The following is a 23,735-nucleotide window of genomic DNA, read 5'->3' as shown; positions in this document are numbered from 1 at the left end:
AGGCGGCCACCCGGCTCGGCCCGTGGTCAGGGTGGTGGTCCGGTTCGCGCAGACCCGGATCGCCGAGCGGACCTACTCCCGGGCAGCCGTCCCCTGGTGGCGCAGGCGGTAGGCCACGGCGAGCCCCCACGGAATCGCGAAGAGCGCGACCAGGCTGACACCGAGCACCGGCGGTGCCGGGTGGGCCGCGCCGAGTGCGAGGCAGCCGAGGGCAGCCGCCGCGCAGGTCCGTGACAGCGGGCGGTACAGGTCCGGCTTGGTGCGCCAGGCCTGGAGGGCGGCGGCGACGAGCATGGTGCCGGCCAGCACGACGGCCGCGCCGCCGCACAGCACCCAGGAGGTGGCGGCGGGGGTGCGGGCGGCGTGGGCGTGCCCGACCAGGCTGACCATGGCCGTGCCCATGGCGGCGATCGCGGCCGTGAGCGGCAGATGGGCGAGCATCCATTGGGTGGTGGCCGCGGCTGACCGCCGGGGCTCGCGGTGCCCGGCGAAGTCGAAGTACGTCCACCAGGCGCCGAATCCGACCACGACGGCGATCAGCCCCACGGTCAGGGTGAGGGCGCTGACCGGTTCGGCCGCGAGGCCGCTCACCACGCCGGTCACGGTCTCGCCGAGGACGATGATGATGAGCAGCCCGAACCGTTCGATCAGCGCGTCGGTGATGCTGAGCGCGGCGACCGTGACCGGTGTGGCCGTCAGCAGCAAGGCGGCGAAGCCCGCCAGGTAGGCGGCATCGAGCAACCCCCAGGTCAGGACTCGCGTGGTGGCGGGGAGCGGGGCGCTCAGGACGAGGACCGCGGCGCACAGGGCGCTCCCGGTGATGTAGAGCCCGCTGGAGCGGCGGAATTCGGGGCTGTCGCCCAGGGAGGCCAGCAGCCACAGCAGCGTCAGCACCGCGAACAGGACTCCCGCCGTGACGGCGAAGGCCGCGCCCCGGGCGCCGCCCGCCTCGGGGATGAACGCACCCAGCGGGACCAGCACCAGGATCTGCAGCAGGAAGGTGCTGCGGGCGCGGGCGTCCTCATGCCCGTGCAGTTCGTGGTGGAGGCTCCCGTTGAGCCAGGTGATCCACACCAGTGCGAAGACGGCGCTGTACTCGCCGATCCCGCGCCAGGTGAGCTGACCCGCGAGGTGGTGGGCCGCCTGGGCGACCAGGGCGACCACGACCAGGTCGTAGAAGAGCTCGAGCGGGCCGACGACGCGTTCGCGCGGCTGCTCGCCGTGGGCGCGCGGCGGCTGCCACAGCTGGCGCCGCAACTGCCTCCAGAACGTCGGATTCCCGGCTGCGGCGCGGGCGTCGTCGTCCTTCATCCGCTGTCAACTCCCCGCCGGCGGCCACTGTTCGACCGCCTCGCAGCTTCAGGGCGCGCAGGGGCGGGTCTCGGTCCAGTCGACCATCAGGCGGCGCTCGGCGAAGTACCACTCGCCGCCCTGCTTGACGAATTCGTCGAGATAGCGGATGGACGCGATCATGATGGTGCGCTCGTCGTCCTCGCCGAACGAGACGTGGTGGGCGAGGCAGTAGCTTTCCCCGGTCGCACGGTCGCCGGCCAGGGAGACGGTGCTCTGGCCGTTGAAGTGGGTGGTGGCCCGGTAGCTGTTCAGGTTGTCGAAGACCGGGGCGAGGGCCGCGCGCCCGTGGAGCTCCTGGGTGGGTTCGGCCGCAGTGGCGTCCATGTACACGAGGAAGCGGGTGTCGTCGGTGAACAGCGCCATCTGGCCCTCGGCGTCGCGCCGGTCGGCGCAGTGCGCGTAGGCGTCGATCAGCTCACGGATGGCCAGCCGGTCAGCGGCTTCCTGGGGTGAGATCGAAGCGTGGGAGGACAAGGCAGCTCCCTCGAAGATCAGCGAGCGCCGGAAGCGGTCGGTGGTGGTGTTGGGCAGTGATCCGTGGACTGCGCTGCCGTGGAAGAACAGTACGTCGCCGGGCCGCATCTCGCTCTGCACGACCGGCAGGCCCGCCGGCGCCCGGACCAGCCCACTGGTGAACGACAGTTCCGCACCGCGACCGGCGGATGACCGGCGCGGGTGGACCGGCCCACGGGGTCGGGGGACCACCGGTGCCATGAGGGGTGAGGTGCCGTCACGGGAAGGCCGTCACGGTGGGCACCGCGCTGGGAGCACGGTCCCAGTCGGCGGCCGTCCTGGTCCTGCGGTCCCTCTCCGGTTCTCCTACCCCGCTCCGACGATCCGCGCTGGGCGCGCTGATGAGCTGGGGAGCAGAGAATCCAGCCACCGGAAGGAACCGTCCCTCATGGCCAAGCCGTCCCACCCGCGGTTCCGCGCCGCCCGTCGAACCGCGACGCTCATCGCCGCGTTCGCCGCGACCACCGCTGCCCTGAGCAGCCCCGCAGCCCTGGCCACCACCCCCGTCCCCGTCCAGCAGAGCCTGAACGCGCTGGTCCACGGCGACGGCATGCCCGCCGCACTGGCGGCCGTCACCGGCCGCGACGGCCGCAGCCACACCTACACCGCCGGCGTCGGCGACCTGGCCACCGGGGCTCCGGTCCCGCGCGACGGCCAGGTGCGGATCGGCAGCAACACCAAGACGTTCACCGCCACCGTGGTGCTCCAGCTGGTCGGGGAGGGCAAGGTAGGTCTCGACCAGCCGGTCGAGACCTACCTGCCGGGGCTGCTCCGCGGCGACGGGATCGACGGCCGCCGCATCACGGTGCGCCAACTCCTGCAGCACACCAGCGGATTGCCTGAGTACCTGGCGGCCATCGGCAACATCCTCGCCGACCCGCACCGCTACTACGAACCCCGTGACCTCCTCGACCTCGCCCTCACGCGGAAGGCCGATTTCGCCCCGGGCACGAAGTGGGAGTACTCCAACACCAACTACATCGTCGCGGGCCTGCTCATCGAGAAGGTGACCGGCCGGCCGCTGGGGGAGGAGATCACCACGCGGATCATCGACCGCCTAGGCCTGCGCCACACCTATGTCCCGGCCCAGGGGGACCTGACGGTGCGCGGGCCCCACCCGGAGGGCTCTACCCCACGGTGAAGACCGGCAGCGGCCCGATCGCCACCGGATCCGCCTCGGGTCCCTCGATCGTCGCCGGGGCCAGCGGCCCCATGGCCTCCGGTTGGCTGCTCACCCCGCCGGGCAACGGCCGGTTCGAGATCACCAGCGCCTTGAACGGTCTCGCGCTCACCGAGAGCACCAAGAGCTAATTCGCCGAGGCCAACGCCTGGACCGGCGCCGACCAGCAGAAGTGGCAGCTCGTCAACGAGGGCGACGGCCGGTACGAGATCCGGATCACCGATCAGGACTGCCTCACCTACGACGAGGACGCCAAGGCCCCGGGTGTCTGGACCTGCAGCAACGCTTGGAACCAGCAGTGGAAGCTCCAGTAGGAGCCACTTCCGGTTCGATGGCCGAGCCGTTACCGACGCACCCCTATTGATATGGGCCTGATCTCCATACCATCTCGCCATGGAGCTCGAACTCCGGCACCTTCGGATCATCTGCAGCATCGCGGACAGCGGCAGCCTGACGCGGGCCGCCGCGTCGTTGCGGCTGACCCAGCCCGGCCTCAGCGCCCAGTTGACGCGGATCGAGCGGGTGCTCGGTGGTGAGCTGTTCAGCCGTGCGCAGTCGGGTGTCGTCCCGACCGCGTTCGGGGAGGTGGTCCTCAGCCGGGCGCGAGCGGTGCTGCCGACCGTCGATGAGCTGCTGGAGGTCTCCGCTCTCGCCGCGCAGAAGGGCTGTTCGCCGCACCGGTTCCGGCTCGGCTCCGTCAACGCCCCCCTGCTCGGCGGGCTGATCACGGCGATCAGGTTGCACCATCCGGAGGCCGAGATCAGTTCGCGGGGCCAGGGCTGCACCGTCCCGCTCGTCGACGACATCGCCGGCGGCCGTCTCGAAGCGGCGGTGGTGGGCGACAGCCCCGGTTACGAGCTCGCGTTCCCCCCAGGAGTCACCGCCGAGCCGATCGCCACCGAGCCGCTCTTCGTGGCACTGCCGGCAGCCCATCCGCTGGCGGCCCTGGAGGAGGTCGGGCTGGCGGACCTTGAGGACGAGGACTGGGCCGCTCCCCGTCCGGACAACGACCGGATCCGTGAGTACTGGTCCAGGACCCTGCTCGTCCTGGGCCATCGCGTCCGCGTCGTCCACGAGGCGGAGGGCCGACTCCTCCTGGACGTCGTCCGCAACGGCCACGCGGTGAGCTTCTGCCAGGCCACGTTCGAGGAGGTGCCGGGCATCGCCGTGCGTCCGCTTGCCGGGAATCCGCTCTGGTACCGGCATTTGCTCGCCTGGCATGAGGAGGGGCCGCTGCAACTGTTGGGCCCCTCGCTCGTGCAGAACGTCATCGAGGCGTACCAAGTGGCCTGCGCCCGCAGCACGGTCTACCAGGCTTGGCTCGAAAGGCACGACGGCGCCGCACCTCCACAGCGCACGCAGCCGGCGAGTTGAGCGGAAGCGTCCCGGCGCTACCCGGTCACCACTTGTAGGTCCAGAGGGTGTCGCTGGACGCGTCGGAGGCGTTCACGTAGATCCGGATGCGGGCGGTGTCGTCCTGGAACCACTGGCCGGGCTGCCAGGTCTGCATGTCCAGCGTGGTGCAGTTCCCGGTGGGTGCGCCGGCGTTGGGGTTGGTGACCACCTGGATCGGCCCGTCGCCGGTGGTGATGGAGGTGTCGACCTTGTAGATGAGCACGCCGGTGGAGCAGGAGTTGGCGTCCCCGGCCATGGCCCGGCGGGATTCGGCGACGTACGCCGTGCTCCCACCGGTGCGGATCACGGCGATCTTGGTGCCGCCGGGGCGTTCGACGGCCTTCAGGCGGACGGTGCGGCTGCCGGTGGCCGGCAGGCAAGCGACCTGGGCGTCGTCGATCCAGCCGAACTTCCAGCGCTCCCAGCCGGTGTGCTGCGGTGCGGGGCCGGCGATGTTGCCCATCAGGTCCCAGCCGCCGACGTAGGGGTGCACGTCGGTGCCGGTGAAGGCGTACAGGTCGGGCAGGCCGAAGGTGTGGGAGGTCTCGTGGTCGGCGACCTTGTAGCCCCAGTGGTACATGTCCTGGCCGAAGGTGATCGCCCACTTGATCCGGGTGCCGTTGACGGTGATCCCGGCGGTGGTCGGGTCGTAGAGGTAGGTGGGGGAGAAGGCGATCGCGGAGGCGGACCTGGTGGGGACGATGTAGAGCATGTCGTACTTCGAGAAGTCCGTGTACGGTGCGGCGGCTTGGACGGCCTGCTTCACGTACAGCTCCTGCTGGTCGAACGTGATGCCGCGCTGGAATCCGTACGAGGCGGAGGTCTGCGGCATGGTGATCCACCGCTTCAGTGGATCGATCTCCAGGTGGAGTCTGCCGTAGGAGTCCTGCTTCATCCAGTCCTGCGCGGGGGCGAGTTCGCGGTAGTAGTCGTCGAGGGAGCCGCTAGCCGGTGCGTCCGGGAAGTCGACGAACAGCATCAGCACGTGCTTGGTGCCGAGCGGCTGCTGGAACTGCGTGTAGTCGGTGTTGTGGCCTTCGTCGGTCCAGCCGGTCTTTCCCGGCAGGGCGCAGTCGGAGGCCGGCGCGGTGGTGCCGGGCCGGGCGGTGTCCGCCAGGGCCGGGGTGGCGGCGGTCAGCGTGACGGTCAGCGCCAAGGCGGCGGTGAGCGGGCGGAGTTTCATGGCGTTCCCTTTCCGAGAATGTCTGACGATTCGTCAACTACGGCCGGTGGCAAGGTCCATCAGTTGGAAGAGGACCCGGTCGCCCGAGGCGGTGACCCCGTCGTGCTCCCACTCGTTGGTGACCCAGGCGCGCAGGGAGCCGACCGCGCGGGCGCTGCGCAGCGACAGGCCGGCGTCGACGTACATGTCGTCGTGATAGACGGCGGCGGCGACCGGAACCCGGTTGGCGGCGAGCCGGTCCGGGTCGTACAGGGCGGGCCAGTCGGTGCGCTCGGCGAGCAGGTGGACGGCCTCGGCGAACGGGCGCAGCCCGGTGATCTCCTCGAACATCCACGGGTAGAACATCTCGCCGGTGAACATCAGGGGGTCGGTGTCCTCGGCGAACTCGGGGCGCTCGGCCATGGCCCGGGCGGCGGCCCAGCCGGTGGCGGCTCCGGGGCGGCCGTAGATCGACTCCTGGAGGGCGGCGAAGAGCGGGTTGTCCGTGAAGCCGGTCAGGTTCGCCACCTGCTGAAGGAAGGTGGCCGAGAGTTCGCCGTCCGGGTCGAGGGCCTCGTCGAAGAGCCAGTGCAGGCGTTCGAAGCCGTCGCCCATGCCGAGGGCCAGTCCCAGGGTGCGCAGCCGCCGGACCGTCAGCCGGTCGCCGTCGGGGAGCTGGACGGCCCGCTGGTCGAGCAGGCCGGCGATCTGGCGGACCAGTCGGCGGTCCTCGGGGTAACGGGCGTAGTAGGAGCGCACCTTGTCCCGCACTCGGGGGTAGGTGGCGGCGTAGACGTCTTCGGCGGTGGCGTCGAGGCCGGGCAGGCCGCCGGTGACGTAGCAGGCACGCAGGCCTTCGGGGGCGAAGGAGAGGTAGCTGAGGGTGACGAAGCCTCCGTAGCTCTGCCCGAGGGTCTCCCACGGCTCGTCGCCGCACAGTTGGCGGCGGATCAGTTCCGCGTCGGCGACGATCGAATCGGCGCGGAAGTGGGAGAGGTGGTCGGCCAGCGCACCGCCCGAGGGGACCGGGCGGCGGCCCGGGCGGTGAGCGGCGTGGAGCGGCCGGTGCCGCGCTGGTCCAGCAGCAGCACCCGGTGGGTCCTGAGCGCGTGGCCGAGCCAGCCGGCCGTGGCGTTCAGCGGACGCGGCGACTTTCCGCCGGGCCCGCCCTGGAGGTAGAGCAGCCAGGGCAGCCGTTCGTCGGCCTGAACGGGGTCGACGACCTCCCGGGCGAACAGCTCGATGGTCCCCCGCCCGGGTTCGGTGTGGTTGAGCGGCACGTCGAAGACGTGGTCGGTCACGGCGAGTCCGGGCAGCCGGTACTGGGCGCGGATCACGGCGTCCTCTCTGGGTAGTGGCAGGCGACCTGCTGTCCGGGGGCGATCGTCCGCAGCTGCGGGCGTTCGGCGGCGCAGAGTTCGTCGGCCTTGGGGCAGCGGGTGCGGAACCCGCAGCCACTGGGCGGGTCGAGTGGGCTGGGCAGGTCGCCGTGGAGCACGATCCTCCCCCGGGAAGCCTCCAAGTCCGGGTCGGGCAGCGGCACGGCGGACAGCAGGGCGTGGGTGTACGGGTGCGCGGGGTGGGCGAACAGGGTGTCCCGGTCGGCGGTTTCGACGATCGAGCCGAGGTACATCACGGCGATCCGGCTGCTGATCTGGCGCACGGCGCCGAGATCGTGGGCGATGAACAGGTAGCTGAGTCCGTACTCGTCCTGCAGGTCCTTCAGCAGGTTGAGGATCTGCGCCTGGACCGACACGTCGAGTGCGGAGACCGGCTCGTCGCACACCACCAGCTTCGGGCGCAGGGCCAACGCCCGGGCGATGCCGATGCGTTGGGCCTGTCCGCCGGAGAACTCGTGGGGATGGCGGTCGGCGTGCTCCGGCCGCAGGCCGACCCGGCCCAGCAACTCCTCGGCCGGCTGGTCGGGCTCCAGCCCCTGGTAGCGGTAGGGGCCGGCGAGGATCTGACGGACGGTGTGCCGGGGGTTGAGCGAGGAGAATGGGTCCTGGAAGACCATCTGCAGGTCACGGCGGACCGGTCGCAGGGCTGCCGCGTCCAACTCGGCGAGATCGCGCCCGGCGAACTGGATACTGCCCGAGGTGGGCCGCTCCAGGCGCGTGATCAGTTTGGCGACGGTCGACTTCCCGCAGCCGGATTCGCCGACCAGACCGAGGGTTTCGCCGGGCCGGACGACCAGACAGACCCCGTCGACGGCCGTGACGTGGCCGGCCAGCCGTCGGGTCAGCCCGTGGCGCACCGGGAAGCGCTTGACCAGGTTCCGTACTTCGAGAAGGCTCATTCTGCGGCTCCCAGGGTGGGCAGTCGGTCCGGCAGGGGACCGTCGATGCGTGGCACGCAGGCCAGCAGGCCCCGGGTGTACGCCTGTTGCGGCCGGTGGAACACGTCCCGTACCGGACCGCGCTCGACCGCGCGGCCCTGGTGCATCACCGCGACCTGGTCGGCCAGTCCGGCCACCACGCCCATGTCATGGGTGATCAGCATGATGGCCGTGCCGGCCTCCTCCCGGAGCTCGCGCAGCAGTTGGAGGATCTGCGCCTGGACGGTGACGTCCAGCGCGGTGGTCGGCTCGTCGGCGATCAGCAGGTCGGGTTCCAGGCACAGGGCCATCGCGATCATCACGCGCTGCCGCATTCCGCCGGAGAACTCGTGCGGGTACGCCTTCGCTCGCCGTTCCGGCTCCGGGATGCCGACCCGCTCCAGCATGCGCACCGCGATCCGCTGCGCCTGCTTGCGTCCGGCGCGGTGGTGCGCCCGGTACGCCTCGGCGATCTGGAACGCAACGGAGTAGTACGGGTTGAGGCAGGACAGCGGGTCCTGGAAGATCATCGCGATCCGGTCGCCGCGCAGCCGGCGCAGCGAGCGCTGGTCGAGTGCCGTCAACTCCCGCCCGTCGAAGCGGATCTCGCCGCTGACCCGGGCGTCGCGCAGCAGGCCCAGCACGGCGAGGCTGGTGACCGACTTGCCGCTGCCGGACTCACCGACCACGCCGAGCACTTGGCCGGCGTCCAGGTCGAGGTCGAGCCCGTCCACGGCGCGAACGCCCGAGCGGAACTCCACGGCCAGGTCACGCACCGTCAGCAGGGTCATCCGAGTGCCCTCACCCTCGGGTCGAGGACGGCGTACACGAGGTCCACCAGCAGGTTGGCGAGGACCACGAAGGCGGCCGCGAACAGCGTCACCCCGAGGATCACCGGTTGGTCGGCGGAGGCGATCGCGTCAGCCGCGAGCTTGCCGACGCCCGGCAGACCGAACACCGACTCGGTGATCAGCGCGCCACCGAGCAGCGCGCCGAGGTCCATGCCGAAGATGGTCACGATCGGCATCAGGGCGGGCCGCAGGGCATGCCGACGCACCACCGTGATCTCGGGCAGGCCCTTGGCCCGGGCGGTGCGCACGTAGTTCTGCCCGAGGCTCTCCAACATCTCGCCGCGGGTGACCCTGGCGTAGATCCCGGCGTACAGCATGGCCAGCGTGATCCACGGCATCACCATCGACTGCGCCCAGCCGACCGGATCGGCGGTGAACGGCACGGCCTGCGGGTACGGCAGCAGCTCGAACTGCACAACCAGCAGGTACTGCAGCACCAGGGCGGTGAAGTAGATCGGCAGCGAGACCCCGCCGAGGGCGGCCGTCATCGCCGCCCGGTCCCACAGGCTGCCGCGCCGCAGGGCCGAGACCACGCCGGCACCGACGCCGACCGCGAGCCACAGCACCGCCGCGCCGATGGCGATCGAGAAGCTGACCGGCAGCCGGCCGGTGAGCAGCTGCCACACCGGCTGGTCGGTCTGGAAGCTGAACCCCAGGCACGGGAAAGGGCAGTTGACGGCCTGCGCGCCGCTGCCGTAGGTCCGCCCCGAGACGATGCCGGCCAGGTAGTCGCGGAACTGGACCAGCGGCGAGTGGTTCAGCCCGAGGGTGGTGCGGATCTCGGCGATCCGCTCCGGGCTGCACGCCTTGCCGCAGGCGCCCTGCGCCGGGTCGGCCGGCATCAGGTAGAAGATGGCGAAGGTGGCGGCGCAGACCACCAGCAGGATGGCCGTGGTGACGGCCAGTCTGCGCAGCAGGTAGAGGATCATCGTCGCTTGCTCCGGGGGTCGAGCGCGTCGCGGACGGCGTCACCGAGCACGTTGAAGGCGAGCACGGTGACGAACAGGAAGGCGCCGGGGATCAGGAAGTAGGCGGGGTCCGCGGCGTACCAGGGCACGGCGGTGGCGATCATCTGCCCCCAGGAGGGGGTGGGGGCCTGGACACCCACACCGAGGAAGGACAGGCCGGCCTCGGTGGCGATGTAGCCGGGGATCGACATCGTGGCCACCACCAGGACCGGCCCGGTCAGGTTGGGCAGCACCTCGCGCAGCAGCAGTGCCCGCCTTGAGGCGCCGAGCACCCGGGCGGCCGCGACGAACTCGCCCCGCGCGAGCACCATCGCCTGTCCGCGCACGATCCGGCCGACGTACGGCCAGCCGAAGAAGCCGAGGACCACGACCAGGAGCAGCCGGCGGTCCACACCGGGCGCCGCCGAGATCAGAGCGATCATGAAGATGAGACTGGGGAAGGACAGCAGCAGGTCCATGGTGCGTCCGATCGCGGTGTCGACCCACCCGCCGAAGAACCCGGCGACCAGGCCCAGCGCCGTTCCCAACACCACCGACAGCGCGGTGGCGAGCACGGCGATCAGCAGTGACACCTGTGCGCCGTACACCACCCGGGCGAGCACGTCCCGGCCGTTGACCGGCTCCACGCCCAGCCAGTGCCGGGTGCTGATCCCGCCTGCGGCACCGCGCGGCAGGCCGCCGAGCGCCGGGTCCACCGCGTCGCCGTGGAAGGCCGTCGGTGAACTCCCGGCGATCCAGGTGATCAGCGGCGCGGCAACCGCGACCAGGACCAGCCCGGCCACCACGGCCAGCGCGAGGGCCGCCGAGCGCTGGGCCAACAGTCGTCGCAGTACGGTCACTTGAGACAGTACGGTCACTTGCGCAACCCCAGGGAGACCAGGTCGAGTCGGCCGACGTAGGCGATGTGCCCGTACGCTCCGGCGACGTTCGGACCGACGAGGATCGGCGCCTTGTCCCACAGGAACGGCACCACCGGAGCGTCCTGCATGATCTGCTGGGCGAGCTGCCCGTACGCCGCCTGGGCCGCCGCCGGGTCGCCCATCGCGGCGATCCTGTCGATCTGCGCGTCCACGGCCGGAGAGTCGTACTGCGAGTAGTTGTTGTTGCCCTGACCGGTGATCAGACGGCCGTCGAACACGATCGGCAGGTACGTCGACGCGCCGGGCCAGTCCGGGGACCAGCCGGCGATCACCAGGTCGTGCTCCTGGGAGGTGTTGCCGACCGTGCTGTAGAAGGCCGAGGTGCTGATCTCGTTGATCTTCACGGTGATGCCGGCCCGGCCGAGCGAGGCCTGAACCGCCTCGGCCTGCGCCTTGCCGGCGGTCGAGGCCGGGGCGTCGAGGGTCAGGGTGAGGCCGGAAGCGCGGCCCGCCTCGGCGAGCAGCGCCTTGGCCCTGTCCGGATCACCCTTGCCGTCCTTGCTCGGATAGGGGTCCTCGGCCTGGTAGCCGAGGGACGGCGGCAGCAGGCTGGTCGCCAGGTCGCCGGCGATCGGACCGCCGCGAGTGGTGCGCAGGGCGTCCTTGTCCAGCGCGTACGCGATGGCCTGGCGCACCCGGACGTCGTCGAGCGGCTTGTGCTTGGTGTTGATGCTCAGGTAGCGGGTGTTGATCGAGTCGCCGGTGACCAGCCGGCTCTTCAACTGCGGATCGTTCAGCACCCGCCCGACCGAAGCGGGACCGATCGGCTCCAGCGCGACCGCGTTGGCGTCCTCTCCCTGCCCGGCGATCAGCCGCTGGTCGACCACCGCCGCGTCCAGGCCCAGGTCGATGACGACCTTGTCGGGCAGGCCCTTGCGGACGGTGTCGGTCGCCGGGTCCCAGCTGGTGTTGCGGACCAGGGTGAGCTGCTTCTTCGGCTCGAAGCTGTCGATCTTGTACGGGCCGGAGGAGAACGGCCTGGAGTCGTAGTTGACGCCGGTGTCCTTGTCCTGCGGCACCGGCGCGAACATCGGCAGCGACGCCGCCGAGCCGAAGTCGGCCACCGGGCGGTTGAGATGGAAGACGACGGTGCTGCTGTCCGGGGTCTCGATCGAGGCCAGCCCGGCGGGATCCTTGTAGGGCCCCTTGTACGACTCGCCGCCGGCCAGCCACGTTCGGGCGTACGGCGGACCCTCGGGCAGCTCGGCGGCAAAGGTCCGCTCCACACCGTACTTGACGTCCTTGCTGGTGATCGGGCGGCCGTCCTCGAACTTCACCCCCTGCTTGAGGGTGAAGGTCCAGGTCTTCGCGCCGTCGCTGGGCCGACCGGTGTCGGTGGCCAGATCCGGCACGATCTTCCCGCCGGCCTGGCCCGGTGCGGCGGCGAAGGTGGTCAGCGTCCGGTAGACCAGCCGGCTCACGTCCTGCGAGGACGTGACGTAGTTGCGTGCCGGGTCAAGGTGCTCCAGGTCGAGTGTGGACAGCACATGCAGCGTGCCGCCCTTCACCGCTGCCGCGCCCGTCACGGTGGCGCCGGCGCCACCGCCCGTACAACCGGCCGCCGACAGCAGCCCCAGGGCGGTGCCGAGGGCCAGCCCGACTCTTCGTTGTCTCACGTCTCCTCCATGCATGATGTGACATTTCATGCGTGAGAGAAGAGTGGCCGACCGAGGGGCTGCCCAGAAGATCCCAGCACCCCATCACACCGTGTTATGCAGGCCCGTCAAGGGAGGCGGCAGCACCTGTGCGGCCCTGCTGTGAACCCGTAACCGGCGGGCCTGAGCAGCACGGCCTTGGCGGTGGCGGTGGCGGAGGCCGAGGTGGCGGGGCGTCAGGTCGTCGTCAGGTGCGGTCAGGACGGGACGATGCGCCGTTCCCGGACCGATGAGCGAGGCAATCACACGTCAGGGAAGCCGAGTTGGACGAAACGGATACTGACACGGAAGGCTTCAGCATCAGGGGCCTCCTGTTACTCGGTTGGATTCGACACCCACGAGCTATGCGGGAGGCCCCCCTTTCATGCCTGGTCACCCGACCTGTTGTCAGCTGGTGCCGCCGACGGAGCCGGCGGCACCCTTCAGCATGCCGCTGAGGTCGGTGGTGTCGCCGGCCGGCGGCGCGGTGACGGTGACCGGGGTGGTGCCGTAGTCGGAGTAGTCGGCCGTCACGTCGAACTGCGCGGTGGCCGTCGACGGCGTGGACTCGTGCATGCGGACCGGGAGGCCCTGGCCGTTGACCCACAGGTCGACGTTCATCGTGGTGAGGACCGGTGGCGTGACTCGTCAACCTCCGTGCACAGTCACTCCGTTGCCCTTGCGCGCCCGGCGCCGGCGGCGAAGACGCCCGCCGGGAAGGCCCCGTTGGCCAGGCTCACCGCCGTCAGCTTGCCCGCGAGCTCGGTAAGCCGGGCCACGCCGTCCTCGCCGAGGGCACGGTAAGGGGACACGGCCAGGCGGTCGGTGCGATCCTCGATCTGCCGGCGCAGCCGCTCGCCGGCCTCGGTCAGCCGGCCCGCGCCGTCCAGCAGCCCGCGGGAGCGCAGCCGCTCTTCGCCGTCGGCCCACTCGTCCTCGCTCCAGCCGCGGGTGGCCCGCGCCGCCTCGGGCAGGAATCCCTTCCCGGTGGCAGTGTGGCTGATCAGCGCCTCCAGCCCGTCCAGCTCGGCGTCCAGCAGCGCGGCCAGATGCCCGTCGCCCCGGTGCTCGCGCAGCAGGGTGGCCGCGTGCCACAGCGCCGGGGCAGGCTCATCGGGCACCGGCTGCTCCGCGTGCGCCGCGTACAGCGGCCGCCCCGGAGCGGTGCACCCCTCGGCGGCCCGCAGCGCCAGCTCGGCTGCCTCGGCCAGCTCCGCCGACGCCAGCAACTCCGCGCCCAGGATTCGCTGTTGGGCCGCCACCACGGCGCGCAGCCTGGCCGCCAGCACGTCTTCGGGAGCGGCGATCTGCCAGAGTGCGGGGACGTGACGGGAGATCAGCGCCTTGTTGTAGTTGTAGAAGGTGGCCGCGACCACTCCGGGCCCGACCCGGCCCATCGCGGCCGCCCGTCCGGCGAAATAGCTCATCGCGCCCGGGGCCAGGCCCAGCGCGGTGAACTCCGCCTCGGCCTCCGGTGCGAAGTAGATCACCGAGTGCAGCGGGTTGAGGACGTTGTGGCAGTGCCTACCAGCGGCAAGTAGCGTCATGCGGCCACCGTACTCGCAGCGGTCCCGCACGGTCGCGGCTCACCCGAGTTCTCCTCACGATGACCCGCGCCATCGAGCCGCCGGACCAACCGAGTTGAGTTCCCGTCAGCGGGCCTGATGCGGCGCCGCCCACGGCTTCGGACCGGACAGGACGCGCGGCGGTCGAGGAGTGTTCGCCCGGCGGCATTCCAGGCGACTGCGCGTTCGCCGGACCAAGCGGTCACCGAGCTGCCAGGTCGGCCGTAGTCGCGCTGGCTTGTCTTAGAGTGCGCTCCAACTCCTATGGTGATCTTGGACCGGGCAGGAGTTGCCCGGTCGCCGGCGGATGCGTCGGGGATCTGACGCGGCGTCGGAGCGCGTCTCGATCGAGCAGATGGAACGGAGTACGGAATGACCGTCGGTGACATGGGAGCGGAGACCCGCCAGGACCGCTTCGAGCGGGGTTCGAGGGTGCTCGGTGCGGTGGACGGCGAGGCCGGTGAGAAGGTCATCGGCTCGCTCGCGGACATCTCGCCGGAGCTGGGCCACCAGGTGGTGGCGTGGGGCTTCGGGGAGATCTACAGCCGACCGGGCCTGGCGCCGCGGGACCGCCAGTTGGTCACGCTGGGCATGCTGACGGCGCTCGGCGGGTGCGAGCCCCAGCTGGAGGTGCACGTCAACGCGGCGCTCAATGTGGGGCTGAAGCCGACGGAGATCGTCGAGGCCCTGCTGCACTCGGCGGTGTACTGCGGCTTCCCCAAGGCCCTGAACGCGACGTTCGTGGCGAAGAAGGTCTTCGGCGAGCGCGGGCTGCTGCCCGTCGAAGCGGAAGGGGCGGCGAGCCCGGCATGAACGAGAAGACCGCGGTGGTGGACCGCCGGCTGACCGCTCACAACGCAGACGACCTGACGGGCGACTGGGTCGTCGACCACGAGATCGCCCACGGGGTGGCCGAGCAGCCGATCCGGGTGTCGGTGGGGTACCGGGTGCGGGACGGGCTGATCGACCTGGTCCGGTTCCTGGGCTGAGCCGTCCCGCAGGTCGGACTGCTCGTCGCCCTGGCCGGCCGCGGTCGCCTGGCGGTCACTGGCCGCTCAGGACCGGCTACAGGCGAATGACGACCAAGGCGGTGTCGTCGGTGGCGCCGGCGACGGGGAGCAGGTCGTGCAGGAGCGCGTCGGCCAGCCGCTCGGGTGCGAGCGCGCGGTGGGTGGCCAGGGAGCGGGCGAGGCGGCCCAGGCCGACATCGATGTCTTCACCACGGCGTTCGATCAGACCGTCGGTGTAGAGAACGAGGGTGTCCCCGCCGGCGAATTCCTGCCGTACCTGGGGCCGCGACCCGTGCTCGGGCCGGGCGCCCAGAGGTGGGTCGGTGGCCCGGTCCAGAAACGCCACCGCGCCACCCTCGCGCAGCAAAGCCGGTGGGGGATGGCCGGCGCTGCTGTAGGTGAGGGAGAGGGCGGGCCAGTCGATGTGCACGGACACCGCGGTGGTCGACTCGGCGCCGTTGACCGATCGGGCGTACAGGCCCAGCGCCTCCAGGGCCTGGGCAGGTCCGGCCGAGACCCGGGAGGCGGCGCTGAGCGCGCTGCGCAGCTGGCCCATGACGCCGGCGGCGGCCAGACCGTGGCCCACGACATCGCCCACGGCCACCGCCAGTCGCTCGCCGGGCAGCTCGACGAGGTCGTACCAGTCCCCGCACACGTTCAGTGCGCCGACGGCCGGCTGGTAGCGCACCGCGGTCTGGTGGTGATCGGCCAGGTGGGGGACGGGCAGCATCGCGTCCTGGAGCGCGAGGGCGACCTCCCGTTCGCGGGCGTGGGCCTGCCGTAGCCGCTCATTCACCTCCTGCAGCTCCCGGGAGCGGGTGTACAGCTCCGCCTCCAGCACCCGGGCCCGATCCCCAGCCGCCCGGCCGCGGGCGCGGATCAGCTCGGTGACCTCCTCCACCCGGTGAACCAGCAGCACGACCCGGCCCTCGGCGTCCAGCACCGGAGCGTTGATCGGACTCCAGTACCGCTGCTCCCATCTGCCCGGGCGTTGCAGCGACTCCACGTCGTAGCGCTGCAACGCCATCGTGTCGCGCTCCCCAGTGGCGATGACCCGGCGCAGGGACGCCTCGAGATTGCCGGCTCCCGTGGCGGCGGGATCGTTCGGGTTGTTCGGGAACACGTCGAAGAGATAGCGGCCGACCAAGTCCTCGCGGGTACGGCCGGAGTTGCGCATGTAGTCCGCATTGGCATCCACGTACACCAGCTCCGGCGTCAGCAGCGCCACCATTCCCGGCAGCGCCTGGAGCACCGCCCGGTAGTCGATAGCCGGTTCGCTCATGTCCACACCCAGTCCTCGCGTTCCACGCCTCCACCGTCGCACGCCCGGCCCCTGGCGGCCCCTGGTGCAAGTCGGCCCGGCGCGCTGCCGCTCGAACGAGGCAGTCGCCGGGACGCAGGATCGACTGGGGACTGCTGCGCGGCCGCCGGATACTGGAAGCAACGGGTAGATGGCCCGGTTCGGTCCGTGCCGGCCGGTTGGCGGCCGGCAGCGGGAGCCATGGGTGCTGAAGGCTGGTGGGACAGAATGAACGAGCAGACTAGTCCAGAACGCCGGATCGTAGTCGGCGTCGACGGTTCCCCCTCATCGAACCAGGCCCTGCGATGGGCGATCCGCCAGGCGGATCTCACCGGCGCCGCCGTGGACGCAATAGCCTGCTGGCACCCCACGACCGTGTACGACTGGATGCTGCACGCGAAGGACCCCCACCAGGACGCGACCGCCAGGAAGACGCTCGCCGCGACCGTGGCCGACGCCCTCCAGGACGCGCCCCCGGTGCAGGTGCGCCAGAGCGCCTTGCCCGGCAAGGCCGCCGAGGTGCTGGTGGAACGGTCAAGCAGTGCGGACCTGCTCGTTGTCGGCAGCCACGGTCATGGCGGCCTTCCCGACACCCGGCTCGGCTCCACCAGCCACAGCTGCGTCCAGCACGCCCACTGCCCGGTCGTCGTCGTCCGACCTTCCGAGTCCTGAAACAGAGTCAACCTGCCCGACGGTCCTCGTTCCTACCGCGCACACGTTCGCGTCGTCGTGCGTCATGACCTCAAGGTCCACGCGCTCAGCCGGTGGCGTCCTGGGCCGTCGGGCCCAGGACGCCACGGTAGGGGGCTCGTGGACCTGGGCCAGGCCCACGCACGCACCCTCGGCACACGGTGCTCAGCTGTCGCTGCCGCCGCGCCCGCGAGGTGACCGGGTGTGCGGGTCACCGGGGGATCGTGTCAGCCACTGCGCGATGGTGCTCCACAGGGGCTCCAGCATCTCGGGCCGCAGCATCGCGTCGTGATCGCAGGGCAGGCCGGCCGCGGTGATCGTTCCGGTGATGTGCGGCCGCCATGCCTGCGGATCCGCCTCGTCGGCACGCGGATCGTGCTCGGCCACGATGACCAGGGCATCGCAGTCGACCCGGCCGAACTCGTGTTCTGCGGGCAGGTGGAGGTGGTTGACGACCACCTGGGCGACAGCGGCGAGCTCCGAGTCGGTGAGGTCCCCGACGACGCCGGCGAGGCGCTCGCGGGCCTCGGCTTTCGCCCGGTCGATCTCGGCAGCCTGCTCGACCTGATCGGCCCGACCGCCCGGGGCGTTCCCGCCGCGGTCGGCGGACTGCGCGGCGGGTGCGGGGTAGGCGTCCAGGATGACCAGCGCCGCCACCTCTTCACCCGCCGCCCTCGCCTGCACCGCCATCTCGTGGGCGACCATCCCGCCGTACGACCAGCCGATCAGGTGGTAGGGACCGGTCGGCTGGACGGCGCGGACCTGCGCGAGGTAGTCCGCGGCCATCGCGCGGAGCGAGGGCGCGAGCCCCGATGCGCCGTCGAGCCCGCGGGCCTGCAAGCCGTAGAGCGGATGCTCCTGCGGAATGTGCCGGGCCAGCGGTGCATAGGACCAGCTCAGGCCTCCTCCCGGGTGGACGAAGAAGAACGGCGGCCGACTTCCGGAGGTCCGGATCGGCAGGAGCACCGCGAGTGCGTCGGCGATGGCCGGCCGGCCCAGGGACCGCATCAGCCGGGACACCGTCGGGGCCGCGACCACGTCGCGTACCGAGACCGAGACGCCGCGCAGGCGCAGCCGCTCCACCAGTGACATCGCCAGCAGCGAGTGGCCGCCCAGCGCGAAGAAGTCGTCGTCGAGGCCGACGGCGGGAAGCCCCAGCACCTCGGCGAAGGCCTCGCAGATGCCGGTCGCGAGCGCGCCCACCGGCCCCTGCTCGGTCGGCGGCTCGGCCGTGACGCCGTACTCCGGCGCGGGGAGCGCCCGGCGGTCCACCTTCCCGTTGACCGTCAGCGGCAGTGCGTCGAGCACCACCACGGCCGCCGGGACCAGATGGCCGGGCAGCCGTTCGGCCGCGAAGGCGCGAACGGCGCCGGCCAGGTCGCCCGCGTTCCCGGCCGGTGCCTGCACCCCGGCCGCCGGGACGACGTACCCGACCAGGTGCTTGCCGCCGGGGGCGCCCTCGCGGGCGATCACCGCGACCTGGGCCAGCGCCGGATGCTCGGCCAGAACCGCCTGGACCTCGCCGGGCTCGACCCGGAACCCGCGGATCTTCACCTGGTCGTCCCCGCGCACGACGAACACCAGCTCTCCGTCCGCGGTCCAGCGCACCAGGTCACCCGTGCGGTACATCCGGTCCGCCACTGCGAACGGGCAGGCCACGAATCGTTCGGCCGTCAGGGCGGGGCGCCCCGCGTACCCGCGTGCCAGACCCGCGCCGGCCACGTACAGCTCCCCGACCGCTCCGGCCGGCACCGGGTTCAGCGACCTGTCCAGCACGAACACCCGGGTCTCGGCGATCGGGCCGCCGATCGGGACGCCGCCCGCACCCGCCAGGTCCGCCGTCCGCACCAGGTGGCCCGTGGTGAAGGTGGTGTTCTCGGTCGGCCCGTAGACATGGCTGAGGCGTACCCCGGGCAGGCGCTCGAGCAGCTTGCGGAAGTGCGCCCCGGACAGCTGCTCCCCGCCGGTCAGCACCTGCCGCACCCCCTGCAGGGCCGTCACATCCCACTCGACCAGCTCGTTGAAGAGAGCAGTCGTCAGGAAGGCGACAGTGACCTGACGGACGGTCAGGAACTCCCGCAGCTCGGCGACGGACAGTACCCCGGCCGCAGGGATCGCGAGCGTCGCGCCGCCCGCCAGGGCGCCCCAGATCTCGAAGGTCGCCGCGTCGAAGGAGGCCGAGGCCAACTGCCCGACCACGTCGCCCGCACCCAGGTCGAGGTAGCCACCGCGGCGCACCAGGCGGTCGATGGCCCGATGCGGGATCACCGTGCCCTTCGGCCGCCCGGTCGAGCCGGAGGTGTAGACCAGGTAGGCCGCGTTGTCCACGGTCAGCCGGCCGGGCAACTCGGTCGCGCGCAGCGGGCCGTCGTCCATCCGCTCGAGGAGCCGGACCGTGCTGGGCGCCTCCAGCTCCACCAGGGGCAGGTCGGACGCCACGGTCGGCGCCCCCGCGCCCGTCACCAGCAGGACGGGCGCCGCGTCCTCGAGCATGAACGCGATCCGCTCGGCGGGGTAGTTCGGATCCACCGGCAGGTAGGCACCGTGCGCCTTCAACACCGCCAGCAGCGTCACCACCAGCTCGGCACCGCGCTCCATCGACACCGCGACCACGGCCTCCGGGCCGACGCCCCGGCCGATGAGCAGCCGCGCCAACCGGTTGGTCCGCGCGTCCAACTCCCGGTAGCTGAGCCGGATGCCATCAGCCACCAGGGCCACCGCGTCCGGCGTTCGCGAGGCCTGTGCGGCGAACAGCTCCGGCACGGTCGCCGCCGGCAGGCCGCGCCCCGTGGCGTTCCACTCGGTGAGCATCCGTCGGGCTTCCTCCGCGCCGAGGACCGGAACCGCGCTGAGCCTGGACCGGGGAGCCTCGGCCATCGCAGTGACGAGGTTGGTGACGGCCAGCCGCAGCAGCTCGCCGATCGCTTCCGGATCGGCCGGCGCCGCCGCTTCGGCGGTCACCGTGAACCCCGCTCGACGGTCGTCGACCGACACGGCGAGCGGGTAGTTGGTCAGGTCTCGCGAGGCCAGCACCGTGATGCCGTCCACTCCCGGGGCCGTGTTCGCACTCGGGGCATCGCTGTGCCGATAGTTGAAGATCGACGTGAACAGCGGCTCGCCGCCGGGCAGACCGCTGGCGCCCTGTGCCAGCGCGAGTGGCGCGTGCTCGTGCACCAGCAGCTCGGCCAACTGGTCCCGGACGCCCGTCAATGCCGAGGCCACACCGACCCGGTCGACCCGCACCCGCATCGGCAGGGTGTTGATGAACAGGCCGGGTGCCCGGTCCGAGCCCGCACCGGCGCTCATCCGGCCGAGCAGCACCGTGCCGAAGACGACGTCGTCGCGCCCCGACACCGCTGCCAGCAGCCGCGCCCAGGCCAGGTGGAAGACGGTGGCCGGGCTCACCCCGTACCGGCGGGCCGACTCGCGGATCAGACGGGCCTGCTCACCGTCGATGTCGAGCCGCGCCTGCCGGATGTCGCGACCGTCGCCGTGCACGTCCAGCAGGCCGAACGGTGCCGTCGTCTCCGTGACGTCCCCGAGCAGCTCGGCGAAGAAGCGCCGGTGCTCCTCGCGCGACACACCGAGGCGGGCCTGCGCCACGTAGTTGCGGAACGGCGACGGCTGCGGCAGCGCCCCGCCCCGCCCCGACATGAACGCGCGCACCTCGTCGAGCAGCACGGCCTCGGTCGTGTGGTCACCCACCATGTGGTGGATGCGCAGCAGGGCCAGCCAGCGTCCGCTGCCGGGCTCGGCGGCCGTGGTGACGCGGATCAGCGGGGCCTGGCGCAGGTCCATCCGGGTGTCGCCGGCGGCCAGCAACCGCTCCACCGGGTCCGTACCCGCGGTGCCCGGCTCCAGCTCCCGGACCGGCAGCTCCGCCCTGCGCAGCACCACCTGCACCGGCTCCCGCAGCCCCTCCCACACGATCGCCGTGCGGTAGACGTCATGCCGGTCCACCACCTGCTGCAGCGCCGCCAGGAGTGCGTCCAACCGCTCCCGGGTGTCGAAGCCGAGCACCGTCGGAGCGTCGTACACATCAGCCTCGCCACCGTCCTGACCGGACATCAGGTGGTGGAAGACCAGCCCCTCCTGCAGTGGCGCGAGCGGGTACACGTCCGCGACATTGGCCGCGCCGCCCGGTACCTGGGCGACCACCCGGTCGAGCTCGGCCGCGGTGAGCCCGGCCAGCGGCAGCATCTCGGGTGTGAGCTCCTCGGCGCCGTCGGGAACCAGGTTCGGCGGCACGACCAGTTGCGCCGGACCGGCCACCGCGGCGAGCCCCGCGGGTGTCGGGTTGCGCAGCAGGGCGCGGATGGAGATCGACATGCCGTAGGCCCGCAGGTACTCCATCAGTGCCACCGCCAGCAGCGAGTGGCCTCCGAGCGCGAAGAAGTTGTCGTCCACGGCGACGCCCTCCCGGCCCAGGACGTGCGCGAAGCCCTGGCACAGGATCTCCTCCTGCACGGTGGCGGGACCGCGCAGCCGTGCCGGTTCCGCTGCCGAGCGGGCGTCCGGTACGGGCAGCGCGGTGCGGTCCAGGCTCCCGTCCGGGGCCAACGGCAGCGAGTCCAGCACCGACAGCACCGCGGGCACCGCCTGCTCGGGCAACCGGTCGGCGGCATGCGCCCGCAGCTCCTCGAGTGCGGCGTCGTCGAGTGCGGCGCCGACGCCGGCCGGCACCACGTACCCGACCAGCGCTCCGTCCCGCTCGACCACCACCGCTTGGGCCACCGCGTGGTGACCGGTCAGCACGCCCCGAACCTGGCTCGGCTCGACCGGCACCGCGCGGATCACCACCCGCTCGTCCGCACCGCCGAGATGCTCCAGACGACCGTCCGCGGTCCACCGCACCCGCTCGCCCGTGCGGTGCATCCTTCCTCCTTGTTCGAACGGGCAGGCCACGAACCACTGCGCCGTCAGGGCGGCACCGCCCGTGAGCCCGCGCGCCAGGCCGGCACCCGCGACGTACAGCTCGCCCTCGACGCCGACCGGCACCGGCCGCAGCGCCGCGTCCAGCACGTAGACCCTGGTGTTGGCCAGCGGTCGGCCGATCGGCACCAGCGCGCCGTCGCCGGCCTCGCAGCGCGCGGCCGTCGCCCCGAGCAGGGTGGACAGCCGGGCACCGGAGCTTTCGAGGAACCGATCACGTGTCGCGGCCGTCGGCCCGTCACCGGCGCAGTACACCGCCCGCAGGCCCGGATACCGCGCGCCCGCGGGCTCGGTCACCAGCAGCTCCAGCAGCGGGCCGGTCAGGTGTGCGACCGTCACCCCCGTCTCGCGCAGCAGGGCCGCGAGGCGGGCCGGGGCCAGGTACCCGGCCGGTCGGGACAGCACCAGTGCGGCACCCTCGGCCAGCGGCCGCAGGAACTCGGGGGAGGAGGGGTCGACCGCGAACACCCGGTCCGACGACGACAGGCCGCACTCTTCTCCCAGCCAGGCCCACCTGTTCACCACACTGCGGTTCGCAGCCGCGGTCGCCGAGGTCCGCGCCGTCACCCGCAGGCAGGCCAGGTGCTCCGGCAGCGCCGCGGGGCGCGGCGCGCCGGAGTGCGGAGCGCCGTCCAGAACGGCTTGCAGCTGCGCCTCGTCCAGCACCAGCAGCGGGGTACCGGCGGCCGCGAGGTCGGCGAGGACCGACTCGGTCCGGTCCGCCGGGCCCTGCGGATCCAGCAGGAGGTAGGCAGCGCCGGTCTTCCAGGCCGCGAGCATCGCGATCGTCCGCCGAACCGGATGGTCCAGCGCCACCGCGACCACCGACTCGACACCCATCCCGCGGTCGGCCAACCCGCGCGCCACCTGCTCGGCCCGTGCGTTCAGCTCGGCGTACGAGAGCTCGGCACCCTCGAAGAGCAGGGCGGTGGCCATGGGTGTCCGGGCGACCTGCGCCTCGATCAACTGGTGTGGTGTCACATCGCTCTCGGGGTGGCTCGTTTCGTTCCACTCGGTGAGCAGCCGGTGCCGCGCTGCCGGGTCCAGCACCGGCAGATCGGCCACCCGGGTGTCCGGGGCGGCCTCCAGGGCGGTGGCCAGCCCGGCGAGGGCGGTGTGCAGCAGCACGCACACGTCGTCGGCGGCCACCCGGACCGCCTGGACGGTCAGCGAGAATCCCTCGCCGTCGTCGTCGACGGACACGCTCAGCGGATAGTTGGTGTGGTCGTCGGAGCTCAGCAGCGTGATGCCGGTGAGCCCGGCGCCGGGCTGCTCGACCACCTGCCGGTAGCGGTAGTTGAGGATGGAGGTGAACAGCGGACTGCCGCCTGGCACACCGCTGGCCTGTTGTGCGAGGGCGAGCGGGGCGTGCTCGTGCACCAGCAGCTCGGCCAGTTGGTCCCGCATCCCGGTCAATGCCGACGACACGCCCGCGTCGCCGGTCCGGGCCCGCACCGGCAGGGTGTTGATGAACAGGCCGGGCACCCGGTCCGAGCCGGCACCGGCGTTCATCCGGCCGAACAGCACCGTACCGAAGACCACGTCGTCGTGGCCCGACACCGCCGCCAGCACCCGCGCCCAGGCGAGGTGGAAGAGGGGGCCGCGCTCATTCCCAGTCGGCGGGCCAGGGCTCGCACCTGGTCGGCCAGGCGCTGGTCGACCGCCAGTCGTGCCAGGTCCACGCCGCTGCCGTCGCCGTGCACGTCCAGCAGGCCGAACGGGGCCGTGGTCTGCGTGACGTCCCCGAGCAGGCCGGCGAAGAACCGCTGGTGCTCCTCGCGCGACACGCCGAGGCGGGCCTGCGCCACGAAGTTGCGGAACGGCAGCGCCTGCGGCAGCCGGTCGGCGCGGCCGGTCATGAAGGCGGCCAGCTCGTCGAGGAGCACCTCCATCGTCGTGTGGTCCTGGACCATGTGGTGGATGCGCAGTAGGGCCAGCCAGCGTC

The 23,735-nt window shown here is 71.8% G+C and carries 18 protein-coding genes and 2 pseudogenes; 6 read left to right on the top strand and 14 right to left on the bottom strand.

Annotation, left to right across the window (positions count from 1 at the left end):
• Positions 1–72: 72 nt before the first annotated feature.
• Entirely contained in the window at positions 73–1,311 is a 1,239-nt protein-coding gene (locus tag E6W39_RS03845) for a low temperature requirement protein A (RefSeq protein ID WP_141632262.1), read from the bottom strand.
• Positions 1,312–1,359: 48 nt separating this feature from the next.
• Positions 1,360–2,067, bottom strand: coding sequence for a nuclear transport factor 2 family protein (locus tag E6W39_RS03840; RefSeq protein ID WP_407658361.1), 708 nt, complete (start codon positions 2,065–2,067; stop codon positions 1,360–1,362).
• A 187-nt stretch (positions 2,068–2,254) separates the two neighbouring features.
• On the opposite strand from E6W39_RS03840, the pseudogene E6W39_RS03830 reads away from it, so the two are divergent.
• From E6W39_RS03830 to E6W39_RS03825, 3 genes and pseudogenes are all read left to right on the top strand, one after another.
• Positions 2,255–2,992, top strand: a pseudogene (locus tag E6W39_RS03830) (serine hydrolase domain-containing protein); the annotation flags it as partial.
• An 11-nt stretch (positions 2,993–3,003) separates the two neighbouring features.
• Positions 3,004–3,177 (top strand): hypothetical protein, encoded by a 174-nt coding sequence (locus tag E6W39_RS39065; protein WP_181799079.1) that lies wholly within the window; start codon positions 3,004–3,006, stop codon positions 3,175–3,177.
• A 262-nt stretch (positions 3,178–3,439) separates the two neighbouring features.
• Entirely contained in the window at positions 3,440–4,420 is a 981-nt protein-coding gene (locus tag E6W39_RS03825) for a LysR family transcriptional regulator (protein WP_141632260.1), read from the top strand.
• Positions 4,421–4,445: 25 nt separating this feature from the next.
• Here the strand turns inward: E6W39_RS03825 and E6W39_RS03820 are convergent, their stop codons facing one another.
• The 9 genes and pseudogenes from E6W39_RS03820 to E6W39_RS03780 all read right to left on the bottom strand — a co-directional run bounded on the left by E6W39_RS03820 (position 4,446) and on the right by E6W39_RS03780 (position 13,840).
• Positions 4,446–5,624, bottom strand: coding sequence for a M6 family metalloprotease domain-containing protein (locus E6W39_RS03820; RefSeq protein ID WP_141632259.1), 1,179 nt, complete (start codon positions 5,622–5,624; stop codon positions 4,446–4,448).
• Positions 5,625–5,657: 33 nt separating this feature from the next.
• Positions 5,658–6,937, bottom strand: a pseudogene (locus tag E6W39_RS03815) (alpha/beta fold hydrolase).
• Complete coding sequence (locus E6W39_RS03810; protein WP_141632258.1) at positions 6,937–7,902, bottom strand: ABC transporter ATP-binding protein; 966 nt, start codon at positions 7,900–7,902, stop codon at positions 6,937–6,939. The pseudogene E6W39_RS03815 and the gene E6W39_RS03810 overlap by 1 nt, the downstream one beginning before the upstream one ends.
• Entirely contained in the window at positions 7,899–8,711 is an 813-nt protein-coding gene (locus E6W39_RS03805) for an ABC transporter ATP-binding protein (protein ID WP_141632257.1), read from the bottom strand. Before E6W39_RS03805 ends, E6W39_RS03810 begins: the two co-directional genes overlap by 4 nt.
• The gene (locus tag E6W39_RS03800; RefSeq protein ID WP_141632256.1) at positions 8,708–9,700 is read right to left on the bottom strand and encodes an ABC transporter permease; all 993 of its coding nucleotides are present in this window, start codon (positions 9,698–9,700) and stop codon (positions 8,708–8,710) included. The genes E6W39_RS03805 and E6W39_RS03800 overlap by 4 nt, the downstream gene beginning before the upstream one ends.
• Complete coding sequence (locus E6W39_RS03795; protein ID WP_228717951.1) at positions 9,697–10,578, bottom strand: ABC transporter permease; 882 nt, start codon at positions 10,576–10,578, stop codon at positions 9,697–9,699. The genes E6W39_RS03800 and E6W39_RS03795 overlap by 4 nt, the downstream gene beginning before the upstream one ends.
• 14 nt (positions 10,579–10,592) lie before the next feature.
• Complete coding sequence (locus E6W39_RS03790; protein WP_220140156.1) at positions 10,593–12,275, bottom strand: ABC transporter substrate-binding protein; 1,683 nt, start codon at positions 12,273–12,275, stop codon at positions 10,593–10,595.
• A gap of 426 nt (positions 12,276–12,701) precedes the next feature.
• A complete protein-coding gene (locus tag E6W39_RS03785; protein ID WP_141632253.1) occupies positions 12,702–12,914 on the bottom strand; it encodes a hypothetical protein in 213 nt (70 codons plus the stop codon).
• Between the two features lie 44 nt (positions 12,915–12,958).
• A complete protein-coding gene (locus tag E6W39_RS03780) occupies positions 12,959–13,840 on the bottom strand; it encodes an SCO6745 family protein (protein WP_141632252.1) in 882 nt (293 codons plus the stop codon).
• Between the two features lie 390 nt (positions 13,841–14,230).
• Between E6W39_RS03780 and E6W39_RS03775 the strand changes: the two genes are divergently transcribed.
• Positions 14,231–14,671, top strand: coding sequence for a carboxymuconolactone decarboxylase family protein (locus tag E6W39_RS03775; RefSeq protein WP_220140155.1), 441 nt, complete (start codon positions 14,231–14,233; stop codon positions 14,669–14,671).
• The gene (locus tag E6W39_RS03770; protein ID WP_141632251.1) at positions 14,668–14,847 is read left to right on the top strand and encodes a hypothetical protein; all 180 of its coding nucleotides are present in this window, start codon (positions 14,668–14,670) and stop codon (positions 14,845–14,847) included. Before E6W39_RS03775 ends, E6W39_RS03770 begins: the two co-directional genes overlap by 4 nt.
• A gap of 76 nt (positions 14,848–14,923) precedes the next feature.
• Here E6W39_RS03770 and E6W39_RS03765 read toward each other — a convergent pair whose 3' ends face one another.
• On the bottom strand, positions 14,924–16,150 hold the full coding sequence (locus tag E6W39_RS03765; RefSeq protein ID WP_141632250.1) for a PP2C family protein-serine/threonine phosphatase: 1,227 nt from the start codon (positions 16,148–16,150) through the stop codon (positions 14,924–14,926).
• A 246-nt stretch (positions 16,151–16,396) separates the two neighbouring features.
• Between E6W39_RS03765 and E6W39_RS03760 the strand changes: the two genes are divergently transcribed.
• Positions 16,397–16,840, top strand: coding sequence for a universal stress protein (locus tag E6W39_RS03760; RefSeq protein WP_141632249.1), 444 nt, complete (start codon positions 16,397–16,399; stop codon positions 16,838–16,840).
• A 183-nt stretch (positions 16,841–17,023) separates the two neighbouring features.
• Here the strand turns inward: E6W39_RS03760 and E6W39_RS42635 are convergent, their stop codons facing one another.
• Together E6W39_RS42635 and E6W39_RS39060 are read right to left on the bottom strand one after the other, a co-directional pair.
• The gene (locus E6W39_RS42635) at positions 17,024–23,350 is read right to left on the bottom strand and encodes an amino acid adenylation domain-containing protein (protein ID WP_181799078.1); all 6,327 of its coding nucleotides are present in this window, start codon (positions 23,348–23,350) and stop codon (positions 17,024–17,026) included.
• Positions 23,299–23,703: a condensation domain-containing protein gene (locus tag E6W39_RS39060; RefSeq protein ID WP_181799077.1), complete on the bottom strand. Its 405-nt coding sequence runs from the start codon at positions 23,701–23,703 to the stop codon at positions 23,299–23,301. The genes E6W39_RS42635 and E6W39_RS39060 overlap by 52 nt, the downstream gene beginning before the upstream one ends.
• Between the last annotated feature and the right edge of the window lie 32 nt (positions 23,704–23,735).

Origin of the sequence: Kitasatospora acidiphila, from assembly GCF_006636205.1 — a bacterium.
GTDB lineage: Bacteria > Actinomycetota > Actinomycetes > Streptomycetales > Streptomycetaceae > Kitasatospora > Kitasatospora acidiphila.
Note: the sequence above shows the minus strand (reverse complement) of the source record. Positions and strands in the feature narration are given on the sequence as shown.

Bases quoted from the DNA above. Each gene is read 5' to 3' on its own strand.
- E6W39_RS03780 (WP_141632252.1), bottom strand. From the start codon at position 13,840: ATGACGCTACTTGCCGCTGGTAGGCACTGCCACAACGTCCTCAACCCG.
- E6W39_RS03825 (WP_141632260.1), top strand. From the start codon at position 3,440: ATGGAGCTCGAACTCCGGCACCTTCGGATCATCTGCAGCATCGCGGAC.
- E6W39_RS03775 (WP_220140155.1), top strand. From the start codon at position 14,231: ATGACCGTCGGTGACATGGGAGCGGAGACCCGCCAGGACCGCTTCGAG.
- E6W39_RS03785 (WP_141632253.1), bottom strand. From the start codon at position 12,914: ATGAACGTCGACCTGTGGGTCAACGGCCAGGGCCTCCCGGTCCGCATG.
- E6W39_RS03820 (WP_141632259.1), bottom strand. From the start codon at position 5,624: ATGAAACTCCGCCCGCTCACCGCCGCCTTGGCGCTGACCGTCACGCTG.
- E6W39_RS03765 (WP_141632250.1), bottom strand. From the start codon at position 16,150: ATGAGCGAACCGGCTATCGACTACCGGGCGGTGCTCCAGGCGCTGCCG.
- E6W39_RS03810 (WP_141632258.1), bottom strand. From the start codon at position 7,902: ATGAGCCTTCTCGAAGTACGGAACCTGGTCAAGCGCTTCCCGGTGCGC.
- E6W39_RS03805 (WP_141632257.1), bottom strand. From the start codon at position 8,711: ATGACCCTGCTGACGGTGCGTGACCTGGCCGTGGAGTTCCGCTCGGGC.
- E6W39_RS03770 (WP_141632251.1), top strand. From the start codon at position 14,668: ATGAACGAGAAGACCGCGGTGGTGGACCGCCGGCTGACCGCTCACAAC.
- E6W39_RS03845 (WP_141632262.1), bottom strand. From the start codon at position 1,311: ATGAAGGACGACGACGCCCGCGCCGCAGCCGGGAATCCGACGTTCTGG.
- E6W39_RS39060 (WP_181799077.1), bottom strand. From the start codon at position 23,703: ATGGTCCAGGACCACACGACGATGGAGGTGCTCCTCGACGAGCTGGCC.
- E6W39_RS03800 (WP_141632256.1), bottom strand. From the start codon at position 9,700: ATGATCCTCTACCTGCTGCGCAGACTGGCCGTCACCACGGCCATCCTG.
- E6W39_RS03760 (WP_141632249.1), top strand. From the start codon at position 16,397: ATGAACGAGCAGACTAGTCCAGAACGCCGGATCGTAGTCGGCGTCGAC.
- E6W39_RS03840 (WP_407658361.1), bottom strand. From the start codon at position 2,067: ATGGCACCGGTGGTCCCCCGACCCCGTGGGCCGGTCCACCCGCGCCGG.